Source organism: Alteromonas gracilis, from assembly GCF_002993325.1.
Taxonomy (GTDB): domain Bacteria; phylum Pseudomonadota; class Gammaproteobacteria; order Enterobacterales; family Alteromonadaceae; genus Alteromonas; species Alteromonas gracilis.
This window is the reverse complement of sequence record NZ_PVNO01000005.1, coordinates 217,318-238,721: the sequence shown is the minus strand read 5'-3', so window position 1 is coordinate 238,721 and position 21,404 is coordinate 217,318. Positions and strand designations below refer to the sequence as shown.

General features: G+C 44.9%; 19 protein-coding genes and 1 tRNA gene. 6 read left to right on the top strand and 14 right to left on the bottom strand.

Annotated features, from left to right (window positions below; translation table 11 throughout):
- Positions 1-10: 10 nt before the first annotated feature.
- The 14 genes from C6Y39_RS03775 to mutY form a co-directional block, all read right to left on the bottom strand.
- Positions 11-376 carry a response regulator gene (locus tag C6Y39_RS03775; protein ID WP_039217225.1) on the bottom strand — a complete coding sequence of 122 codons (366 nt, stop codon included), beginning with the start codon at positions 374-376 and terminating at the stop codon, positions 11-13.
- A 60-nt stretch (positions 377-436) separates the two neighbouring features.
- Positions 437-1,633, bottom strand: a complete 1,197-nt coding sequence (locus tag C6Y39_RS03770) for a methyl-accepting chemotaxis protein (RefSeq protein WP_105930023.1) — start codon at positions 1,631-1,633, stop codon at positions 437-439.
- A gap of 150 nt (positions 1,634-1,783) precedes the next feature.
- Positions 1,784-2,830, bottom strand: a complete 1,047-nt coding sequence (locus C6Y39_RS03765; protein ID WP_105929983.1) for a protein-glutamate methylesterase/protein-glutamine glutaminase — start codon at positions 2,828-2,830, stop codon at positions 1,784-1,786.
- Positions 2,805-3,434, bottom strand: coding sequence for a chemoreceptor glutamine deamidase CheD (gene cheD / locus C6Y39_RS03760; protein ID WP_105929982.1), 630 nt, complete (start codon positions 3,432-3,434; stop codon positions 2,805-2,807). The genes C6Y39_RS03765 and cheD overlap by 26 nt, the downstream gene beginning before the upstream one ends.
- Before the next feature lie 14 nt (positions 3,435-3,448).
- The gene (locus C6Y39_RS03755) at positions 3,449-4,279 is read right to left on the bottom strand and encodes a CheR family methyltransferase (protein WP_105929981.1); all 831 of its coding nucleotides are present in this window, start codon (positions 4,277-4,279) and stop codon (positions 3,449-3,451) included.
- 3 nt (positions 4,280-4,282) lie between these two features.
- A complete protein-coding gene (locus tag C6Y39_RS18930) occupies positions 4,283-7,186 on the bottom strand; it encodes a methyl-accepting chemotaxis protein (RefSeq protein ID WP_105929980.1) in 2,904 nt (967 codons plus the stop codon).
- Between the two features lie 51 nt (positions 7,187-7,237).
- Positions 7,238-7,741: a chemotaxis protein CheW gene (locus C6Y39_RS03745; protein WP_105929979.1), complete on the bottom strand. Its 504-nt coding sequence runs from the start codon at positions 7,739-7,741 to the stop codon at positions 7,238-7,240.
- The gene (locus C6Y39_RS03740) at positions 7,738-9,849 is read right to left on the bottom strand and encodes a chemotaxis protein CheA (RefSeq protein ID WP_105929978.1); all 2,112 of its coding nucleotides are present in this window, start codon (positions 9,847-9,849) and stop codon (positions 7,738-7,740) included. The genes C6Y39_RS03745 and C6Y39_RS03740 overlap by 4 nt, the downstream gene beginning before the upstream one ends.
- 38 nt (positions 9,850-9,887) lie before the next feature.
- The gene (locus C6Y39_RS03735; RefSeq protein ID WP_105929977.1) at positions 9,888-10,253 is read right to left on the bottom strand and encodes a response regulator; all 366 of its coding nucleotides are present in this window, start codon (positions 10,251-10,253) and stop codon (positions 9,888-9,890) included.
- A gap of 56 nt (positions 10,254-10,309) precedes the next feature.
- Positions 10,310-10,981: a methyl-accepting chemotaxis protein gene (locus tag C6Y39_RS19045; RefSeq protein ID WP_420808451.1), complete on the bottom strand. Its 672-nt coding sequence runs from the start codon at positions 10,979-10,981 to the stop codon at positions 10,310-10,312.
- A 905-nt stretch (positions 10,982-11,886) separates the two neighbouring features.
- Positions 11,887-12,486 carry an amino acid ABC transporter substrate-binding protein gene (locus C6Y39_RS03725; protein WP_146128587.1) on the bottom strand — a complete coding sequence of 200 codons (600 nt, stop codon included), beginning with the start codon at positions 12,484-12,486 and terminating at the stop codon, positions 11,887-11,889.
- 354 nt (positions 12,487-12,840) lie between these two features.
- Positions 12,841-12,916, bottom strand: a tRNA-Phe gene (locus tag C6Y39_RS03720).
- Between the two features lie 151 nt (positions 12,917-13,067).
- A complete protein-coding gene (locus C6Y39_RS03715) occupies positions 13,068-13,340 on the bottom strand; it encodes an oxidative damage protection protein (RefSeq protein ID WP_025256893.1) in 273 nt (90 codons plus the stop codon).
- Between the two features lie 58 nt (positions 13,341-13,398).
- The gene (gene mutY / locus C6Y39_RS03710) at positions 13,399-14,466 is read right to left on the bottom strand and encodes an A/G-specific adenine glycosylase (protein ID WP_105930022.1); all 1,068 of its coding nucleotides are present in this window, start codon (positions 14,464-14,466) and stop codon (positions 13,399-13,401) included.
- A 150-nt stretch (positions 14,467-14,616) separates the two neighbouring features.
- Between mutY and C6Y39_RS03705 the strand changes: the two genes are divergently transcribed.
- From C6Y39_RS03705 to arcA, 6 genes are all read left to right on the top strand, one after another.
- Positions 14,617-15,321 (top strand): alpha/beta fold hydrolase, encoded by a 705-nt coding sequence (locus C6Y39_RS03705; RefSeq protein WP_105929974.1) that lies wholly within the window; start codon positions 14,617-14,619, stop codon positions 15,319-15,321.
- Positions 15,322-15,412: 91 nt separating this feature from the next.
- Entirely contained in the window at positions 15,413-16,132 is a 720-nt protein-coding gene (trmB, locus tag C6Y39_RS03700) for a tRNA (guanosine(46)-N7)-methyltransferase TrmB (protein ID WP_105930021.1), read from the top strand.
- Positions 16,132-17,214, top strand: a complete 1,083-nt coding sequence (locus tag C6Y39_RS03695; protein ID WP_105929973.1) for a methyltransferase — start codon at positions 16,132-16,134, stop codon at positions 17,212-17,214. Before trmB ends, C6Y39_RS03695 begins: the two co-directional genes overlap by 1 nt.
- A gap of 142 nt (positions 17,215-17,356) precedes the next feature.
- Complete coding sequence (gene glgA, locus C6Y39_RS03690) at positions 17,357-18,775, top strand: glycogen synthase GlgA (RefSeq protein WP_105929972.1); 1,419 nt, start codon at positions 17,357-17,359, stop codon at positions 18,773-18,775.
- 112 nt (positions 18,776-18,887) lie between these two features.
- Positions 18,888-20,531: a sensor histidine kinase gene (locus C6Y39_RS03685; protein ID WP_105929971.1), complete on the top strand. Its 1,644-nt coding sequence runs from the start codon at positions 18,888-18,890 to the stop codon at positions 20,529-20,531.
- 157 nt (positions 20,532-20,688) lie between these two features.
- On the top strand, positions 20,689-21,396 hold the full coding sequence (arcA, locus tag C6Y39_RS03680) for a two-component system response regulator ArcA (RefSeq protein WP_105929970.1): 708 nt from the start codon (positions 20,689-20,691) through the stop codon (positions 21,394-21,396).
- Positions 21,397-21,404: the final 8 nt, after the last annotated feature.

Below are 21,404 nucleotides of genomic sequence, written 5' to 3'. Positions count from 1 at the left end.
CGAAATTGGATTAACCTAAAACACGTTTCATCACATCAAGAAGTTTATTCGGGTCAAAAGGCTTCACCATCCAACCTGTCGCACCAGCCGCCTTTCCTTTTGCTTTCATATCATCACCTGCCTCGGTCGTGAGCATGACGATAGGCGTTGATCTGAAATTTGCTAGGCCACGAAGCGACTTGATAAGTGTAAGGCCATCCATTCGAGGCATGTTTTGATCGGTAAGTACAAAATCGAAACGAGCCCCCTGGCATTTATCTAGAGCGTCTTGACCATCTTGTGCTGTTGTCACGTTGTAGTTTGCTGACTTAAGCGTCATTTCCACCATTTGACGGATTGACACAGAGTCGTCCACGATCAGAATGCTTTTACTCATAATTCAACCACCTTTGTGAATATTTGAATGAATCTCACTTGTCTGTGAATATGTTTGTTATTAAAAAAGTTCTACGTCGCCAGCATCCATTGATGTTGCGGAAACCGGGTTATGATCTGCTTGTCCTTTGTCTTTGAGTGAAACCTGATAATTAGCCAAACTCTCTTTAACTTGCTGCGCAGTTTGCGCATTTAGGTCGTTCAGCTGAGCCACTACAAAGTCAATGATTTCTCGCGTATAAGTCAGGTTCTGCCCGTTAATATCGCCAAACTGCATTCCTCTTATGGCGGAATTGGTCGCATCAGATAGCTGTTGACGAATGCCCTCAAGTTCACTTGCACCTTGAATGTCAGCCTCAGCTTTGCGAATTATGCTTTTGAGTTGCTCGCTAATCGCGTCCTTGGCATTTACCACATGAGATATGTCTTGAGAGGCAACGACTTCTGCGGTTTCGGTGAGTTTGTTTATAAGCGACCTAATGTTTTCGATTTGCGTTTTAATTACGTCACTAAATTGGGTTGAGCGCGTAGATAGTGCGCGAACCTCGTCAGCAACTACCGCAAATCCGCGGCCTGCCTCTCCAGCACGAGCAGCTTCTATCGCTGCATTTAGCGCTAAAAGATTTGTTTGAGATGAAATGTCGTCAATACCACCGAGCGCTTCAATTACGGTAGGCATTGCCTGTTGAATGGTCTGTACCTGAGATTCGAGCGCCCGCGTCGACTCGGTCATTTCTTTGGTTGATGCGATAAACTGCGTCAGCGTAGTGTCAGTCTCAGACGCAAAACTGCGCATCTTGTCAGCGTAAGCGCAGTCGCTGTTGTCATCGTCTTTTAGTAAGTTATTGATGCTGACTTCTTGTTGACCTAACAATGACTGGAGCGAGATGAACGCATCACTTAGTGTTCCCACTGCATCCGTTTGCGTAGAGAAGATATCAGCGATATTTGATGAGGTGACCGATAATATCTCGTTAGCATCAGCAATGGTTTCTGCCATTAAATCACTGCTGCTTGCTTCAATTGTCGATACCGTCACTGCTGAGCGAACCTTATTAGGAGCGCTAAGTTGCTCAGACATTTTCGATAAAAAGAAAAGAAGTATAAGGACACACGCTGAGCTGGCAGCCAAAGCTAGATGCTCAAAAGAAGTGAAGAAGAGCGCCCAACTTATCGCCATCGTTAGAAAAGCAATCACGAAGGAATTGCTTTTGTTGGAAAAGAAATTATCCAAATAATCTGCAGCTATAGCGACCACAATCACACCTCTGTTGTTCTTACCGCGCAGGCGGATGCACAAAATACAAACAAAGTATGGTCTATTTTCCAAACCCAACAATTATACTTTTGATTATTTTTATTAAATTGCTACATTGGTGACATTTGCGACATAAAAGCGTAAGAAAAATTAGAGACGGGAACTTGCACCTAACGCTTCAAGCGTATCCAAAATTGCATCTGAGATATCTTCTAACGGCTTGACGAAACTGGCGGCTTTAAGCTCGACAGCAACTTTAGGCATACCATAAACAACACAGGTTTTTTCATTCTGACAAAACGTGACAGAACCTTTGGTGTGCATATTTTTAAGACCTTGCGCTCCATCGCGCCCCATACCGGTAAGCAGCACGCCCACGGCATTAGCGCCTGCATGCTCAGCGAGTGAATCAAACATCACATCAACAGAGGGTTTATGCCCTGATACCTTAGGCCCGTCATCAAGTACTAATCGATAATCAGCGCCACTTCTTTGTACCTTTAAATGTTTATTACCTGGCGCTAAATACGCAAAACCAGGCAATAAGCGCTCTCCACCTTGCGCTTCTCTCACGGTTATTTCACATAGGCTGTCAAGTCGCTTGGCATAGGTTGTTGTATAGCCTGGCGGCATATGCTGGGAAATAATGGTAGCCGGCGCATTGCGGGGAAAATGCATGATTACGTCTTTTATTGCTTCCGTTCCCCCAGTTGATGCGCCTATACCAATTAACTTTTCGGTTCCCGTGTAGCGCATGGAAGCATGTTTTGTGCAGCGAGTTTGGGTTGGTTGACCAAGCTTAGAGTGGGCGGCCGCTTTTATCTTTTCAACAATAACCGCTGCGTACTCAGCCATGCCTTGCGCTACACCAAGTTTCGGCTTTGCCATAAAATCGACCGCACCGAGTTCCAACGCACGTAATGTTGCATCAGCACCTCGCTCTGTCAGCGTGGATATCATCACAACCGGCGTCGGCATCGCCTTCATCATTACTTCTAAAAAGCGCAACCCGTCCACTTTTGGCATCTCAATGTCTAGTGTAATAACATCTGGCCTGAACTCTTGTACCATTCGCTTTGCAGCGTAGGCATCTGGCGCTGCCCCCACCAGCAATAGGTCAGGATCGCGCGAGACTATCTCTGAAAGAATTTGACGTATTAACGCAGAGTCATCAACGACGAGGACTTTTATAGGCATGTGACTGTTCCGGAAATGAAATTACACCCGCTTTAGCTTGTTCAGAAAGTAGAACCCGATGGGTAGATTCACGCTCATAAAGAGTGGCGTTGTTAAACTCACGAATTCGCTTCATGTAAACATTGCCATCAGCCGGAAAGTAATAAATTTTGCGTGCATAGGTAGACATTAAGTCACTACTTATAAGCGGGATATTCGCATTGTCCAAATATTCTAAAACGAATTCAGCGTTTATCCGCCCAATGTCTTGCTGTACAAATCCCGGCAATACCTTTCCTCCGCCAAACGCTTTGGCCGCCAGCTTATTGCGCCGTGCGCCAAGATGAATTAGCTGCTCTATTAGCATATTCATAGCGTGTATACCGTATTTTGTCGAAAGACAATCATCAAGGTTCGTGGTTAAGTTAAGGTCTGGCAGCATAAAGTGGTTCATACCGCCAATCTGCTTTTCCTGATCGAAAATACACGCGGCTACGCATGAGCCAAGTATGGTTACTAAAGCTTTATCTGAAGCCGTGGCGTAATACTGTCCGGGCAAAAGTTTGACGGCTTCTTTTTGGAGTCGGTTATCAAAATATCGAATGGGGTTTTGGTCCTGACTCATACTGCAAATTCCTTTTAAACGACTGGCCGATAAATGGTTTTTCCCATGGGAGCGACCAGTTCAGGATACATCGTGAAGTTTTCAGAGTGCCCTGCGACATACATACCGTCACTGCACATCAATTTAACCATGCGAGCTAAGATTTTGCGCTGCGTGGGCCGGTCGAAGTAAATCATAACGTTACGGCAAAAAATCACATCCACCGGCGCTTCTACACACCAGCTTGGCGACATTAAATTTAGTGTTTCGAACTGCACCATTTTTTTAAGCTCATCCACTACCCTTACTCGTCCAGTTTGTGCGCCCTTCCCCTTATAGAAAAATTGCGTTTTATAGTCGTAAGACAGCTGACTAATACTGTTTTGTGCATACACACCCTCCCGGGCCTTTTGCAGTACTTTACTGTCGATATCAGTAGCAAGTATTTGCACATTGGGGGTATAGGTACCAAACACCGACGCCACTGTCATTGCAATACTATAAGGCTCTTCTCCCGTGCTGCTTGCGGCGCACCAAATGCGCTTAGTTTGAGGTCGCTTTCTTAAATAATTAGCAAGTGCATCAAAGTGATGTGGCTCTCTGAAAAACGCCGTGAGGTTAGTGGTGAGCGCATTAATAAAATGCTCCATTTCATCTTTACAGCTGCCTACGTAAGCAAGATACTCTTTGAAGCTTTTCATATCCAGCAAGCGCAGCCGCCTTGCAAGGCGGCTGTACACCATCGCATCTTTAGCGTCAGATAAGTTAATGCCTGCTTGTTTAAACAGCAGACTTTTTACCCGCTCAAAGTCTCTTCGGCTATATGAAAATTCCCTTTGTGCATCCGTGCTTTGAGTGGCAGTCATACACTAAAATGCCTCCCAATCCGATTCGTCGGGCGCGGCTGGATTAAGCGCTTTCATTCTCGGTTTAGGCACTTCACGCTCTTTAGGTAATGTTTTACTGACATTTAGCGACTGTATTTCAGTGTGCTGGGTAGTCGTGCGACTACTTCCCACTTTGAACACTGACACACGTTGGGCTAGTTCACCCGATTGCTGTCTCATGCTATCTGCGGCAGCGGCTGCTTGCTCAACTAACGCTGCATTTTGCTGGGTCATTTCGTCCATCTGAACCACCGCATTGCTCACTTCCTGTATTCCGGTGGCTTGCTCGGACGATGCTGCTGCAATTTCAGACATGATGTCGTTAACACGTTTAATTGCAGTAACGATATTAGCCATGGTTTCACCAGACTTATTCGCTAACACATTCCCATTGCCAATTTTATCGACCGACGCTGAAATTAGCGCTTTAATGTCCTTTGCCGCTTCAGCAGAGCGCTGAGCCAACGTCCTTACTTCTGAGGCAACGACCGCGAAACCGCGCCCTTGCTCGCCGGCTCGGGCGGCTTCAACCGCTGCGTTAAGAGCAAGTATGTTAGTTTGAAAAGCAATGCCGTCAATAACGCCGATAATGTCTGAAATACGTTGAGCAGAGTCGTTAATTTCCCCCATAGTATGCACTACTTGTTCAATGACCTTGCCGCCTTCAGACGCCACTTCAGACGCTTGGCTTGCCAATCCTTTGGCTTGATCAGCATTTTCGGCATTTAACTTCACAGTACCGGTCAGTTCTTCCATGGCAGAGGCAGTTTCTTCTAAGCTAGACGCTTGCTGCTCGGTACGGCTAGACAGGTCGGCGTTACCCGTGGCTATTTCGTTTGAAGCCGTATCAATAGTTTCAACGGCAGTATGAATTTTTACTATGGTGTCGCGCAGCTCACCAATAAAGTGATTGATAGATTCACCAAGTACCTTGAAGTCTCCCTCTAATGGCTCTTCTATTGTTTTCAGTAAATCGCCATCCGATAGGCTAGCCATAACAGACTTAATACTTTCTACCGCTAAGGTTCTTCCTGTTACATCTGTGGCGTATTTAACTACCCTAAAAGGCTTTCCATTTTGGTCTAAAATAGGATTGTAAGAGGCCTGTATGTAAACCGGCTTTCCTGATTTATTAAAGCGCTTATATTCGCCACTTGCATAAACCCCATGACGCAATTGGTCCCAGAATGCCGCGTATTCAGGGCTATTTTTAAAAGCGGGGTCTACAAAAATACTGTGATGCTTACCTTTAACCTCATCAAGGGTATATCCCATCGCCGCGAGGAAGTTACTGTTCGCATTCAAGATTACGCCTTCAAGGTCAAATTCAATGACCGCCTGAGACTTGCTTATCGCGTTCAACTGTCCCTCAAAATAAGCATTTTTCAGCTTATCTTCGGTTATATTGGTTGCATACTTTACTACCCTGAACGGGTTGCCATTCATATCTTCTATTGGGTTATAAGAAGCTTGAATCCATACGCTTTTACCTGATTTACTTTCTCGCTTAAACTCGCCAGAGAAGAATCTCCCCCCTTTGAGCTCTGACCAAAAGCGCTGGTACGACTCTGACTGTCTGGTTTCTTCATCCACAAATAGTTGGTGATGCTTACCTTTGATTTCGTCTAGCCGGTAACCCATGGTATTCAGGAAATTATCATTAGCAGTGATAATGTTGCCATCTACATCAAACTCGATGACCGCCTGTGATTTACTAATAGCGTTAATTTGCCCTTCGAAATACGCGTTTCTTAGCTTATCTTGCGTTACGTCGGTGGCAAATTTAACCACTTTAAATGGCTTGCCTGTACCGTCAAAAATGGGGTTGTAAGACGCGCGGATCCATATTTCTCTGCCGCCTTTTGCTATCCGTTTATACTCCCCTTCGCTGTGCTCTCCTGCTTTTAAGCTTTGCCAAAATGCGGCGTACTCTGCACTGAGTTTGTAGCTTGGGTCGACAAACATACTATGGTGCTGCCCTTTAATTTCAGACAGGCTGTAGCCCATTGCGGCGAGGAAGTTCTCGTTCGCGTTTAGAACAGTGCCCTCAAGGTCGAACTCAATAACAGCTTGGGATTTATTAATGGCAGTAATTTGCCCTTCGTAATCTGCATTTTTTTGCTTTTGTGCCGTAATGTCAGAGGCAAATTTGATGATGTAATCCACCTTCCCGTCATCGTCAAACACCGGGTTATAGGTCGCTTGGATCCACACCTCTTCGCCTTGCTTGTTAATTCTGCAAAACTCACCGCTGTGTACGTCGCCACTTTTTAGCTTTTGCCAAAACGCTTTATACTCGTCGCTTTGTGCGTAGTTACTGTCAACAAAAATACGGTGATGCTTTCCCACCACTTCATTTTCGCTGTATCCCATTGCGGATAAAAAGTTGTCATTAGCAGACAAGATTTCGCCGTCTGTGGTAAACGATATGACTGCTTGGCTTCGCATGATGGCGTCGACCATACCTTTATTGCGTTTATTTTCAGTGTTGTCCTGCCACTCGGTGACATAAAGCTGAGTGCCGTTTTCGTCCGCCGTTATTGCAGATGCACTTACGCAAAAACTGTGTTCAGCGAGTGAAACGAGCTGCTTGTTATCACCTGTGGCATGGGTGAGTAAATAAGATGGATTTTCTACAGAGTTTGGCCTAACAATAATATCGTCAATGTGTTTTCCCGATAATGTTGACTCGCCACCACCGACAGAGAAGTCTTTGGGATAGGCTTTTGCCATGCTTAAGAAAGCGGGTGTGTGAAAGTGAATAACCCCAGACTTATCAATAACCAACAAGTTTGAGGCACTGGCCTTTAAAATATTCGACTTCAATTGCGCGTCGTGTTTCGCAACTTTTAACTCTTCGCCGTTAAGAAAATTAAATACGCCCATAACTAATATTTCCCAATGTCAGGTGTTTCCGTTTAGTGAAGGACCTTGTAACTACGCGTCGTCTTTTACGCTCTCAGGTGCAACTAAACCCAGCTCTTCGCTGGTAATTAAGCTCTCTATGTTCACCAGAATGACCATCTTTTCATCTACATCGGCTAAGCCGTGCAGATACCTACTGTCAAAAGCTACGCCAAACTCTGGTGGCGGAAGTACTTGCTCTTCAGACAAGCGAATAACATCGGATACGCCATCTACCACAATGCCAACAATGCGCTCTTGAATGTTCAGCATTATCACGATAGTGAAGTCGTTGTAGGTAGCCTCGCCTACGTTAAACTTAATGCGCAAATCCACGATAGGAACAATGTCACCTCGCAAATTAATCACGCCTTTTATGAAGGCTGGCGCATTCGCAATCTTTGTGACTTGTTCGTACCCTCTAATTTCCTTTACTGTGGTTATATCCAACGCGTAATGCTCGTCGCCAAGCACAAAACTTAAGTATTCTTTGTCTTGTCCACCGGTAACCGCTTGATGCAAGGCAGTTTCACTCATGAAAGTAACTCCTTTATTTGACTGGAGGTATACGTTGTTGCAATAGAGTCTGCATCGATGATAAGTGCGACTTTTCCGTCGCCCATAATGGTTGCCCCCGCTATTCCAGCCACTTTGCGGTAATGTTCTTCTAAGCTTTTAATCACCACCTGCTGCTGACCCACTAACGCATCGACTAAAATACCAAAGCGTTTTTTACTGCTTTCAAGTAACACCACAATGCCTTCTGTAGGAGAAAGCGCGGCATCCTCAACTTCCATAAAGTCGTAAAGAGGGACCAAAGGCCAATATTGGTCTCGAATATAAAGTACAGTGTCGTTGCCTAAAGTTTTCAGCTGTTGCTTGGTTGGCTGGAAGGATTCAATAATATTTAAAAGTGGAATTACAAAAATTTGCTTGCCCACTGACACACACATGCCGTCAACGATGGCCAGTGTTAGCGGCAAGTGAATGAAAAAGGCCGAACCTTCCCCAGCACTTGATTCAATATCAATACGTCCGCCAATTGACTCGATATTTCGGCGCACCACATCCATACCTACTCCTCTTCCCGACACATCGGTAATGGCTTCGGCAGTGGAAAACCCAGGCTGGAATATTAGCTGCCATACCTCTGCGTCTGGCATATCGTCTGACACGGCAAGCCCGTTACTTCGCGCCTTATCTAGAATTTTGTCGCGGTGAAGACCCCCACCATCATCAATAATGCTGATAATAATGCTGCCGCCTTTTTGCTCGGCACTTAAAATAACCGTACCTTTCTCTGGCTTGCCGGCAGCCACTCGCTTATCGGGCATTTCGATACCATGGTCGATACTGTTGCGCACCAAATGAGTCAGGGGGTCGACAATCTTTTCGATTAAACTTTTATCAATTTCCGTACTGCCGCCTTGAAGCACCAGCTCTACCTGCTTACCCAACTTTCCTGCCAGATCCCTTACTAAACGAGGAAAACGATTGAAGGTTGCAGTTAAAGGAAGCATACGCATAGACATCACCGACTCTTGAATCTCTCGGGTGTTACGCTGCAGCTCATCAATAGCAAGCTGAAGACGCTCGCCAACTTGCCCCTCAACTTCTTGGCCTATCATAGATAGCATTGATTGAGTGATAACCAATTCGCCCACTAAATTGACCATGGCGTCTATTTTCGTGGTGTCTACCCGAATAGAGGCCGATTCACGGGAGGTGCTTTTTTTCGAAGAGGGCTTGGCTACTGGTTTAGCAGGCGCGGACGCTGCGCTGGTATTCGTTGTTTTGTCGAGGTCAGTTGTGGCAGCGGAGCTTGGTTGTTTGCCTGGGCTTTGCGAATGGTTACTGCTCGCCGTTTCTAGCGTGGTATTTATATGACGGGCTGACGGTACGTCTTCAAAAAAACCGAAAACCTGCTCTTCTTCACCCGTTTCGGTTTCAATTGTTTCCGTCGTAGTGGAGCCCGACGCGTCAGTTTGAGACGCAACAGAATTATGCGGTATTTCATCATCGAAGAAGCCAAATCCGTCATCTTCATTACGCTCACTTTTAGCTTGTTCGTTGTAAGAGAGCTTTTCCTTAATAGGCTCGTTATCGAAAAAGCCAAAACCATCGTCAGAGTTTGCACCAGCACTGGTAGGCTCGTCGTCAAAGAAACCAAAACTTTCATCTGGATTACCTTCGCTTTGGGTATTCGCGCTTATTTCAGGAAGCGCGCCATTCTCGCTAAGCTCAGCGTCGGTGGACTGCTCGTTAATAACGCCGTTTAATATTTTGATGCGATCGTCGATGTTTTCCTGTGGGATTGCAGTTTCATCGCGATAAGCATTAAGCGTGTCTTTTAATACGTCAAGGGTTTCTAAAAGTACGTTCACAATGTCGGCGGTTACAGCAATTTCGTTATTGCGGGCCTTATCTAGCAAATTCTCCATCACATGCGTTAAATTCATTAACGCATCAAAGCCGAAAATTCCGCTTCCGCCTTTAATAGAATGGGCAGCACGAAAAATGCTATTGAGTTCTTCAGGGTCTGGAGACTCGACGTTCAAGCTCATCAATAGCTGTTCCATATCGTCGAGGTGCTCATCGCTCTCGTCGAAAAACACGCCATGGAACTGCTCTATATCAATGCTCATTCTGAATCCTTCCAGACTTAAAGTATTAGAAGATGGGCTTAACCCAAGACGCGTTTGGTTACATCAAGAAGTTTACTTGGGTCAAAGGGTTTTACCATCCAGCCTGTAGCACCCGCGGCCTTGCCTTTTGCCTTCATATCCTCGCCAGCTTCTGTAGTAAGCATAACGACCGGCGTTCTGCTATACGACGCAAGACTCCGCAAGTTTTTTATCAGGGTAAGACCATCCATACGAGGCATGTTTTGATCAGTTAGTACGAAATTAAACTGCTGACTCTTACATTTATCGAGCGCTTCTTGCCCATCTTGGGCTGTCGTTACGGTATATCCAGCGCCTTTGAGGGTCATTTCTACCATTTGACGAATCGACACCGAATCGTCGACAACTAAAATATGCTTGCTCATATGCTCACTTCTCCTAAGAATGTCATTACTGACAGTGCTTCCTGTTCCTTTTTAGCTTAGAACAATTCCACCTCACCCGCGTCCATAGAGGTTGCAGACACGGGGTTGTGATCATTTTTACCTTTTTGTGCGAGCCCTTTTTGATACTCGTTTAACGCTCTTACGAAGCTTTCGATATTGGTCGCGTTTAATGTAGCCAACTGCTCTAAAATAAACTTGAGCATATCTTGGGTATACTGGATATGCTGGCCGTTGATATCGCCGAATTGCATTCCTCGAATAGCGGTATTTATCGAGTCATCAAGCTGTGACCCTATATCTTCAATTTGTTTGGTAGTAATAAGGTCTGCTTCTGCCTTTCTGATGATTTCAGCCAACTGATCGCTAATGTGAGCTTTGGCATTAACAACTTGCGAAATATCTTGCGAAGCTACAAATTCTGCCGTGTCGGTGAGCTTGTCTACCAAACTGCGAATATTCTCAACTTGGGTTTTAATTACGTCGCTAAACTGAGTCGAGCGAGTTGAAAGTGCTCTAACTTCATCTGCAACTACAGCAAAGCCCCTGCCTGCCTCTCCTGCTCTTGCCGCTTCTATCGCAGCATTCAGCGCGAGTAAATTTGTTTGTGCAGCAATATCGTCAATACCACTCAGTGCATCGATAACTGTAGGCATAGCCTGTTGAATGGTTTGCACCTGATCCATAAGGTGCTTGGTTGACGAGGACATTTGCTCGGTTGAATCGATAAACTGAGTCAGTGTCCCATCTGTTTCTTGCGCGAACGTACGCATGCGTTCTGAATAAGATTGTGTTTGCGTACTATCGACGCTCAGTAACGCGTCGATGCACTGAATCTGCTGTGCAACAAGCGCTTTTAAACTGCTAAAAGCGTTAGACAAGGTTTCTACGGCATCATCTTGCGTCGATTTAATGGAAGACAAGTTGGAATCGCATGTACTCAGGGAAGCAGAAAGTTCTTCACTGGCTTTTTTGATGTCTGTACCACCCATACTCTCCCTTTGCGCGAGAGGCTCGCTATCTGGGTAAATCTCTTCGTTTTCTTCCATTGATTTTGCGTAAACGAAAACGCTGAAGACAACCACGCCTGTTAATACCGCAAGCGCCGTGAGCGAAGACACAAAAAAGAATAAAGCCCAAGAAGCAGCAACGCCCACTCCCGAAACTACATATATGCGCTTCAAAGCCCCTTGCTGCGTTGGAGGTAAGTTATTTAACGACAAAAAACTCTCCTTAAAAAAGCACTGTGATCGAAAACCAGCAGAACTCTTTCATAATTACGATGTAACTTAGTTAACGAATTACAGAGCGCGACGCACGCTAGATAAGCGCCGAAGACAAAAAGCCTCGCGCAAAGACAGCATAGCTTTGTTAATCCAGGTAGATAACAAAGTTATACTTAACTGGCTATGACCGTATCTGGCTGTGCCCATATAATGTAAGCGTAGTATCCATTTTGGGAAGTAGGCAAGAACATGCATAAATTTTTTATAAAAAGGGTATTTTGGTCGCTATTTGTGTCTAACTTGAAAGTATGTACCACTCTAAAAGAGTGACAGGTATGGACGATTTAGATATTGATAAACTAAAAGGCACAGCAACAAAGCGTTAAGGGTTAATTAAAAAATCGTGTAACGTTGCAGTTAGGATTGAGATAAAGCGTGACAGGCGTTACGACAAGGGAGCTTTTGGAAAATTGTAGCTCTTCATCATTTTGCTGAGCAAAAGACAGATTATCACTTAGAGAGTAATCTACACGCCCCATCTTTACTAGACGAATACCCGTTACAATGTTTTCAACAAACACCACATCAAAACCCGCATCAGTAAATTGTTGTGCAAACGCAGAGTCCTCTTTTGTGCGCAATAACGCTACACTCCTTCCAGCAAGCTCATGTAGTGATTGCCATGAAAATGTATTTTCTTCTGCTAAGCGCACTAATCCAATACTGACTTTACTTTTAGACAGGACAATCGACTGAGACTTTATGCTCTCAACAACGGGATAGAAACTAGCGCACCACTCCCCTGACCGAATAATTGCTGCCGCTCGCCCTGGGGGCGCATAAACAGCTCGCCATGTTATGTCGTCGCTAAGTGCAGCTTTTCGCAACAGCTCAAACGCTATACCGTCACTTGATTCCTTTGACGTGGTAAAAGGCGGGTACTCAATAGCTAACACGTCAATTGTTTTCGCCTGGCCAGCCGTAGGCATCTGAAGAAGAGCGCCAATAATTATAAGTAAGCCTGAAAAACGCATAATTGGGAAAGGAGAAGAGAAAACTAATTAAAAGAGTAGCAGAACGATTCGAGGCTTGCACAAAGAGATGATAATTCACAATAGGATTGCAACGCGCGGCGCAGCCGCAGGGGCACGTTAGCGTGTGCCTGGTTTTCCAATCATCGGAATCAAAAAAGCCCCTGCATTTCTGCAAGGGCTTCAATGATGGTGCCTCGACCCGGGATTGCAACGCGCGGCGCAGCCGCTGGGGCACGTTAGCGTGTGCCTGGTTCTTCAACCGCCAGGATCAAAAAAGCCCCGCATTTTCATGCAGGGCTCTCTGAATAATGGTGCCTCGACCCGGGATCGAACCAGGGACACGCGGATTTTCAATCCGCTGCTCTACCAACTGAGCTATCGAGGCTGAAACTTGTTAGCGTTCTAGGCGTTGACTGCCTGTCCTGCTGTGGGTGCGTATTAAACGGTTTTCGCTTTCACAAGTCAACCGTTTTTCTCGCTTTTTTTGCGCTTTTATTACTGTTTGCACATTGTTTGCTCAAAAAACGCTTTTTTGCTTATTTTTCAGGCGGAACATAGCCTTCAATCGTAGGCTCTACGTCGTCAAACAAGTAAGCCGACATTTTTTCTTCCAAAAATGAACGGGCATTCGGTTCCATCATATTTAACTTATGTTCGTTAATTAGCATGGTTTGTTTCTTTTGCCATTCGGCCCACGCTTCTTTAGAGATGTTGTCGAAAATACGTTTACCCAGTTCACCCGGATAAAGTTGGAAATCTAAGCCGTCTGCTTCTTTTTGAAGCTTGCGACAAAATACCGTTCTTGCCATGTTATTTCCTTTCGTTCGCTATCTGCTTAGCAATGCATAAACAGTACGCTGTTTATACTCAATTCACTAGCTGCTGAATAATTTTGGTTGTCGGTGCCGCTAAACCAACTTCAATGGGCTCGTTTAACGAAAACCAGCGAGATGCCGTCTCGGCAACGCGTTTTGATGGAGCAGAGTTTACCACGGCCACTACTGGGGTGATATCTAAATGAAAGTGACTAAAGGTATGTCTGAACCCTTCTAGTGCTCGAGTCTCATCAACAACTATGCCTCGCTTGTTTAGCTGTGCAACCCCCTCTTCTAGTGAAGACACCTCTATAAAACCATACAAGCCCCCCCATATTCCCGTTGATGGCCGCTGTTCTAAATACACCTGGCTATTGAACTGCGCCACTATCATAAAAGTAGATTTTTCTGGCAGCGCTTTTTTAGGTTTTTTGCCTGGATAGTCAGTTTGCGCGCCTTGTGCGTAAGCGATGCAGTCGGCTTGGAGCGGGCAGTCATCACATTTTGGTTTGCTACGCGTACAAATCATTGCGCCTAAGTCCATCATCACCTGGGTATAGTTCGCACAACGCCCATCTTCTGGATTAGCAGGTGTGTTTTTCTCGGCGACTTCCCAAAGCTGATTCTCTACTTTTTTCTGTCCCGGCCACCCACCTATTGCGTAGTAGCGAGCCAGCACGCGCTTCACATTCCCATCTAAAATAGGGAAGCGCATATTGCGGGATAGCGACAATATAGCCCCTGCGGTAGAGCGTCCTATACCGGGTAAGTCCATGACTTCTTCAAGAGTGTAAGGAAATTCCCCGTTATATTTGTCTACTAACGTGTTCGCAGCTTTATGTAGGTTCCTTGCTCTTGCGTAGTAGCCAAGCCCCGTCCAATGATGCAGTACGTCGTCTTGGGATGCTTCAGCCAAGTGCTCTACGCTAGGGAACGATGCCATAAATCGTTCGAAGTAAGGGATTACCGTGGTAACTTGGGTTTGCTGGAGCATAATTTCCGACACCCACACTTTATAAGGCGTAACGTCTTGCTGCCAAGGCAAATGCTTTCGCCCGTTTTTGTCGAACCATGCAAGCACTCTTTCTGCAAAGCTACCTGTGTGTTGTTGTTTTGTCATAATCATCTATAAGCTAATGAATACCGTTTGGTCGTTTATCAATAATGCTTGTTCACTTACAACGCCTGGTCGTTTTCTGCGTAGCAACCATTCATTAAAAAGCGCGCTATGGTAGCATGTAACTAGCCAGTTTATTGTTAAGGAGCACACGTGTCTGTGCAGCACCCTGTTTTATTTTTTCCCGGTACGCTTTGCGATGAGCGCATTTTTATGCCCCTTTGGCGCACTTTAACTATCGCGCAGCGTCGTTATGTACCGCTTCAATGGGCTGCATCACAAGAAGAGATGCTGGCATTGAGCGAAGATCGTATTCTTGAAAATGAAAAAGTGCATCTTGTAGGTTACTCCATGGGTGGATTTATAGCCGCCTTAGTGGCACAACGCAATCCTGCCAATATCGCCTCGGTAACGTTAATCGGTTACAACCCAGAAGGGTTGTCAAAAGAAGAAATTGCCAAGCGTAAACAACTGACCACTATGCTTAAGCAAGGAAACTTTAAACCCGACAACGATGCCTATCTTTCACGATTTATACACCCTTCTCGTTTGAAGGATGAGCAAGTGGCTGGCATTGTAAAATCCATGGCGCAGGATTTAGGGAAAACAACGCTACTTAATCATACGCTCGCCACTACGCCACGAGAAAGTACCGTTGATGCGCTGGCAAAGATCAATGCCCCAGTTACCTTTATTGCTGCACAGCAAGACGCTATCGCGCCGGCGCAAGCGATACAACAGCTGAAAGGCAAGCTACCAAAAGCCGCGTTTCACACTATCAGTGATGCAGGACATATGCTGGTACTTGAGCAAACTGAAGCGGTTGCATCTATTATTGCTAAGCAAATTGGCGTATAAAATTACAGCATTTTTACTACTCTAGCGTTGCATAAGCCGTGGGTAAGTGGATAATGCGCCACCAGAAAATTGGGTTAGAAAGGCATTGCAAATGAGGCAATTCAAAAGTCAGGCGGAAGCTGAAGCCGCCGGAGTATACGTAAGCAAAGTAAAAAGCTTCGTAAAACGCGAAGGTAGACTTACAAAAGCACAAGAAAAAGCGCTTGAAGATCACTGGCCAACTAAGGGTATTGACTATGTCGAATCCCCCTTATCGCTGCCTGATCTTTTTGGGCGAAGTGCGCCTGTGGTGTTAGAAATTGGCTTTGGTATGGGCAAATCGTTAGTTGAAATGGCCGCGAATGCCCCTGAAAAAGACTTTATTGGCATTGAAGTGCATCGACCAGGCGTTGGTGCTTGCTTATCCGATGCTAGCGAACAAGGCGTTGAAAATTTACGGGTAATGGAGCACGACGCGGTTGAAGTGCTAAAAAATATGATCCCAGATGGTTCAATATCTCGCCTCCAGCTATTTTTCCCAGACCCATGGCACAAAAAGCGCCACCATAAGCGTCGTATTGTACAACCTGAATTTGTTGAATTAGTTCGCACTAAATTAGCCATTGGCGGCTGCTTTCATATGGCGACTGATTGGGAGCAATACGCTGAGCACATGCTAGAGGTCATGAATAATGCTGACGGTTACACCAACACGGCAACTGACGGCGACTATGTACCTCGCCCGGACTATCGTCCAATCACCAAGTTTGAAACCCGCGGCCAGAAGCTAGGCCATGGGGTATGGGATTTAATATTCGAGCGCACTAAGTAATGATCTTATCTCCTCAAAGCCAGCTGTTAGAACGCAATATTTCACTGTTCGAAAAAGGCGAATGGGCGTTTATCAACCCTTCCGACGCTTACTTCCTAGATAGTTTGAAATCACAGGAAGTGACCGTTGTTCATCAGTATTTTGATGTGTTTTCAGAGTCTGTACGGGTTATTCCCTCAGCGTCATTTGATAGCAGAGATATTAACCGCAAAGGTTTTGAGGTGACTCAAAAAGTCGGTAATCATACTCATATATTCGCGCCCTTTGTGACGCTTGAAAAATCACATACCGATGTAATGATTTTCTTGCCCAAGGCCAAAACCCATTTCCAAATGCTGTTAAGAATGGCGGCAGGTATGGTCGGGCAACACGGTCATATTCACGTTGTAGGCGAAAATAAAGGCGGTATAAAAAGCGCTGCGAAATTGATGCAGCAATATGGTACGACACAAAAAGTGGACTCGGCGCGTCACTGCAGTCTTATTACCGTTGTGGTAGATGAACCTCATATTGCGTTCGAGGCCGATGCATGGGTGGATATAAATACCTACACCGTTGAAGGTACATCATGGCAAGTAGCCACAATGCCTGGTGTGTTTAGCTACAAAGAACTTGATGCAGGTACCGAGCTATTGTTAGAAAAACTCTCGTCCTCACTGAGTGGTGAAATACTAGACTTTGCGTGTGGTGCGGGCGTTATAGCGAGCTACATCATGCTGAAATATCCGCATTTAAAATTGCACCTCACAGATGTGAGCGCGCTGGCGGTGTATTGTAGTGCACTGACGCTTGCGGAAAATCAGTTGTCGGCCACCTTGTACGCTGCTGATGGTTTGCATGGTATAACGCAAAAAATACAGCACATTGTTACTAATCCACCTTTCCATACCGGTGTAAAAACAGACTACACGATCACTAAACGCTTTATATCAGATGCGAAAGCCTGCTTGTCTCGTGGCGGTACCATGCAAATGGTTGCCAACCGCTTTTTACCTTATCCTGGATTGCTGTCAGAACATTTTCAAACGGTTTATACAACAGCACAAACTTCACAATTTTCTGTTTATCAGGCTGCGTTGTAATTAAAAAAGCCATAAGCTTGTGCTAATTTAGCATGACTGTCTGATGTTAAAGCCATTGAGTGCTCTGCTCGGTGGCTTTTTATGCGGTTCGAACCTTACAACATAATAAGTGCGCTGTGCATTAAGCTCTGGGAGAGCACCTGTGAATATTGTATTTGCTATTTCGGAAGTGGAAGAACTGGTGAAAACCGGCGGCCTTGCAGATGTGGGGAAAGCCCTTCCTCTTGCACTTCATGCGTTAGGTGAGGATATTACTATTGTGATGCCCTACTACCGTGTACTGGATGAACAACTTAATTTAGCCACGGTAACAGAACCGCAAACCTTGTTTACTGAAGGCCAAGTTTACCATTTTAATATTCGGTATTTGCAGTGGCACGATATTCCTATTTATTTCGTCGACTCACCCGAGCATTTTATGCGAGAAGGACTCTATGCTAACGCATTTGACGCATACGACGATAACGGAGAGCGATTTAGTTTTTTCAGCGGTGCAGTTCTACAAACGCTAAAAGCGATTAATAAACAACCAGATGTCATCCATTGCCATGACTGGCACACGGCTATGTTGCCGTTCTTACTCAACCATGAAAAGTCAGGCTATTTTAAAGATACCGCAACTGTATTCACTATTCATAACGCGGCTTTTCAAGGGGTGCATAAGCTCGACACCATTCCATATCTACGCCATCATCCCGATATCTCAAATCAAGTGCATGGCGGATATGTCAATATGCTCCAGTGCGGTATTGAGTTCGCAACGAAAATCACTACCGTTAGCCCAAATTACGCAAAAGAGTTATTAACCGATTTAGGCAGCCATGGGCTTCACGAGCGCTTAGTTAAACGGCAAGCAGACTTGAGCGGGATACTGAATGGCTGTGACTACACACAATGGAACCCTGAGACCGACACATTTTTGCCAGAAAATTACAGTACCGAAAACTTTCATGCGAAAACGTCGTGTAAACGCGTATTGCAGGAAAAATGCGGATTGCCTGATAACGCTGATATACCGCTAATCGGTATGGTATGTCGCCTTACCGAACAAAAAGGCTTCGGTTATATTCTCCCGATTTTAGATGATCTGATTAAGCATAGTGTTCAAATGGTGATTGTAGGAACCGGCGATCCGAAAGTGTGTATGGATTTAGGTGAGTTTGCCCAACAGCATCCCGACCAATTTGCTTTTATTAACGGATTTAGCTCAGAACACGCCCATCTTGTTGAGGCGGGCGCAGACTTTTTCCTCATGCCGTCTCAGTTTGAACCCTGTGGCTTAAATCAGATGTATAGTTTAGCCTACGGTACCGTTCCAATTGTGCGCTCTGTTGGCGGTTTAAAAGATACGGTTATCGACCATAGCAATGACCTAGAAGGGACTGGGTTCGTGTTTGACGATCCAACGCCTTATGCACTTTTGACATGTATTCGCCGCGCACTGCTTGCCTATTATGAAGATAAGGCTAAATTCAGAGAGATGCAGCTGCGGGGAATGAGAACACGTTTTACGTGGGAGGCCGCGGCAAAAGACTATCAACAGCTTTACGCATCTCTTTGAAGCTCGCCGTTTTTGCCATATTAATTATTGTTTATGCGCACCTTTCCTTTTGTAGGATAATGCGCCACTATTGTCCTACGGAAGACGCGCATGGTTTGTATGCAAAACGGATATGACAGATAACGCAGTTAAGCTTTCTATTAGAAGCCTTTTTCTTTGGGTAGTAATGTCAATTACTACGTTTTCACTTGCCGTTTTGTCAACGCTCGCTGTTTATACGCAAATTGAGACATATCGAAATGAGCTTGAGTCAAACGCGCTCATGCTCGCAAAACTGGTCGCGAGAAGTTCCTCTAATTATCTCTATGATGAAACACCCGAACGCATCGAAGGTGCATTGAGCAATCTTAGCGCAGCAGAGCTTGTTTTAAACGCCCACGTATATAAGTTACAAAGCCAATCAGCTGAACCTCAAATATTTGCCTCTTATAATAGAGAAGGCCAGCTACTGCTTGGCGGAAAAGAAAGTCAATTACCTTCCCTATTCATGGCGCCTCAGTTTGCTGATAACGGTCACTACCTTGAATTAAGTGCCAAAGTCTTCGACACAGAAACCAATATTCAGCTGGGCTGGATATATTTGCGAGTGTCATCAGATAACTTCAATGAGCTAGTTGGAAAGTCAATTTGGCTTAACATAGCAGTAGCACTTGCTTTACTTGCCATTAGTTTCTATTCAGCAGTGCGCTTGCAGCGCGTTGTGACCGGCCCCGTGGAACAAATTGCTAGCTTCTTACAGCGTACATCCCGTCAAAGGGATTACTCTGCAAGAGCTGACCGCTCTAGTATCCGTGAGCTAGATATACTGGCTGACGCGGTAAATGTGATGCTTTTTCGCATGCAAGAGTATATGCAGAAGCAGCGTCAGGCAGAAGAGCAGCACAGAAAGCTTAATGCAAGCCTTGAAGATATGGTGAGTCATCGAACCACAGCATTAAAAGACGCAAACCAAGAACTAATTCAAACGCTAGAGAAGCTTCATCAATTCCAGCGACAAATAGTGCAAAATGAAAAAATGGCGTCCCTGGGTGATATGGTTGCAGGGGTGGCTCACGAAGTAAACACGCCAATTGGCTTAGGCGTTACAGCATCAACCATGATGTTAGATAGACTTGAGGTTATCCAGAAAGACTTCGACAACAAGACGCTTAAGGCTAGCGCAATGAAGCGCTTTTTAGATGAAAGCAAAGAAAATCTGAACATCATTTATAGGAATTTGAACCGAGCAGCAGAACTAATTAGCAGTTTTAAGCAAGTTGCGGTGGATCAAACGTCAGAATCTAGCCGAAGTTTTTGCGTTGTGCAGCTAGTTAATGAGATACTACTGTCATTGCAGCCTCGACTAAAAAAATTAAAACACAACATCAACGTAAATTGCGACCCTACCTTAAACGTTGAAACGAAGGCTGGCCCAATAAATCAAATCTTGATTAACTTAATTATGAATTCAGTTATTCATGGGTTTGAATCAATGGAAGAAGGCACAATAGACATTAGTGCCGAGTTAGTTAGTGATAATAAACTCAAGCTTGTTTATACCGATAACGGTAAAGGCATTCCACCTGAGATCCGCAAGCGAATATTCGACCCCTTCGTTACGACAAAACGAGGTCAGGGCGGTTCAGGACTAGGCATGCACTTAGTTTACAACTTGGTGACGCAAGCGCTTAATGGTTCGATATCGATAACCAGTGAGGAAGGCGAAGGAGTGGAATTTATAATTGTATTCCCCGTTATTAATGCGAAAACCTCGTAATAGTTGTATAAAGTATGAACTTTTCTTGTTTTTTATTGGCTAACCCCAATATCTTACTGTTAAGAATATTCACAAGTTACTTGCAATCAAGTGTATGAATATTAAAATTTAACCAGTTAGTTGCTTAAATCGTATTTTAGAAAGAGTGTAGAACACCATGCAGACGCCAAATGTGTTAATTGTTGAAGACGAAGTGGTAACCCGTACCACGCTTAAGAGTTTATTTGAAGCGGAAGGGTATAATGTATTTGAAGCCGAAAATGGTGATCAAATGCATGATTTCTTCGAGAATCACGCTATTAACTTGGTGATTATGGATATTAATCTTCCAGGGAAAAATGGCCTTATTTTGGCGCGCGAAGTGCGTGACCGTAAAAATGTAGGTTTAATTTTCCTTACTGGTCGTGACAACGACGTGGACCGTATTTTAGGTCTAGAAATTGGTGCAGACGATTATTTGACTAAACCATTTAATCCTCGCGAGCTAACTATTCGCGCACGCAACTTACTTTCTCGCACAACTAACTCTGCTGAAGACGACGATTTACCAAGCCGCGTAAGCTTTAATGGCTGGACACTTGATGGCGATAGCCGCTCATTGATTTCTCCTAACGGCAAAGAATTCCGTTTACCACGCAGTGAGTTCCGTGCTCTTCACCTTTTCCTTAGCAACCCAGGTAAGATCCTTACCCGCGAACAGCTTATTATGGAAATGACAGGCCGCGAGCTGCGTCCTAATGACCGCACGGTAGACGTTACCATTCGCCGAATTCGTAAGCACTTTGAATCAGATCCTACAGATGAAGAATTGATCGTGACTATTCACGGTGAAGGCTACCGTTTCTGTGGGCAGGTTGACGGCTAAGTTATACC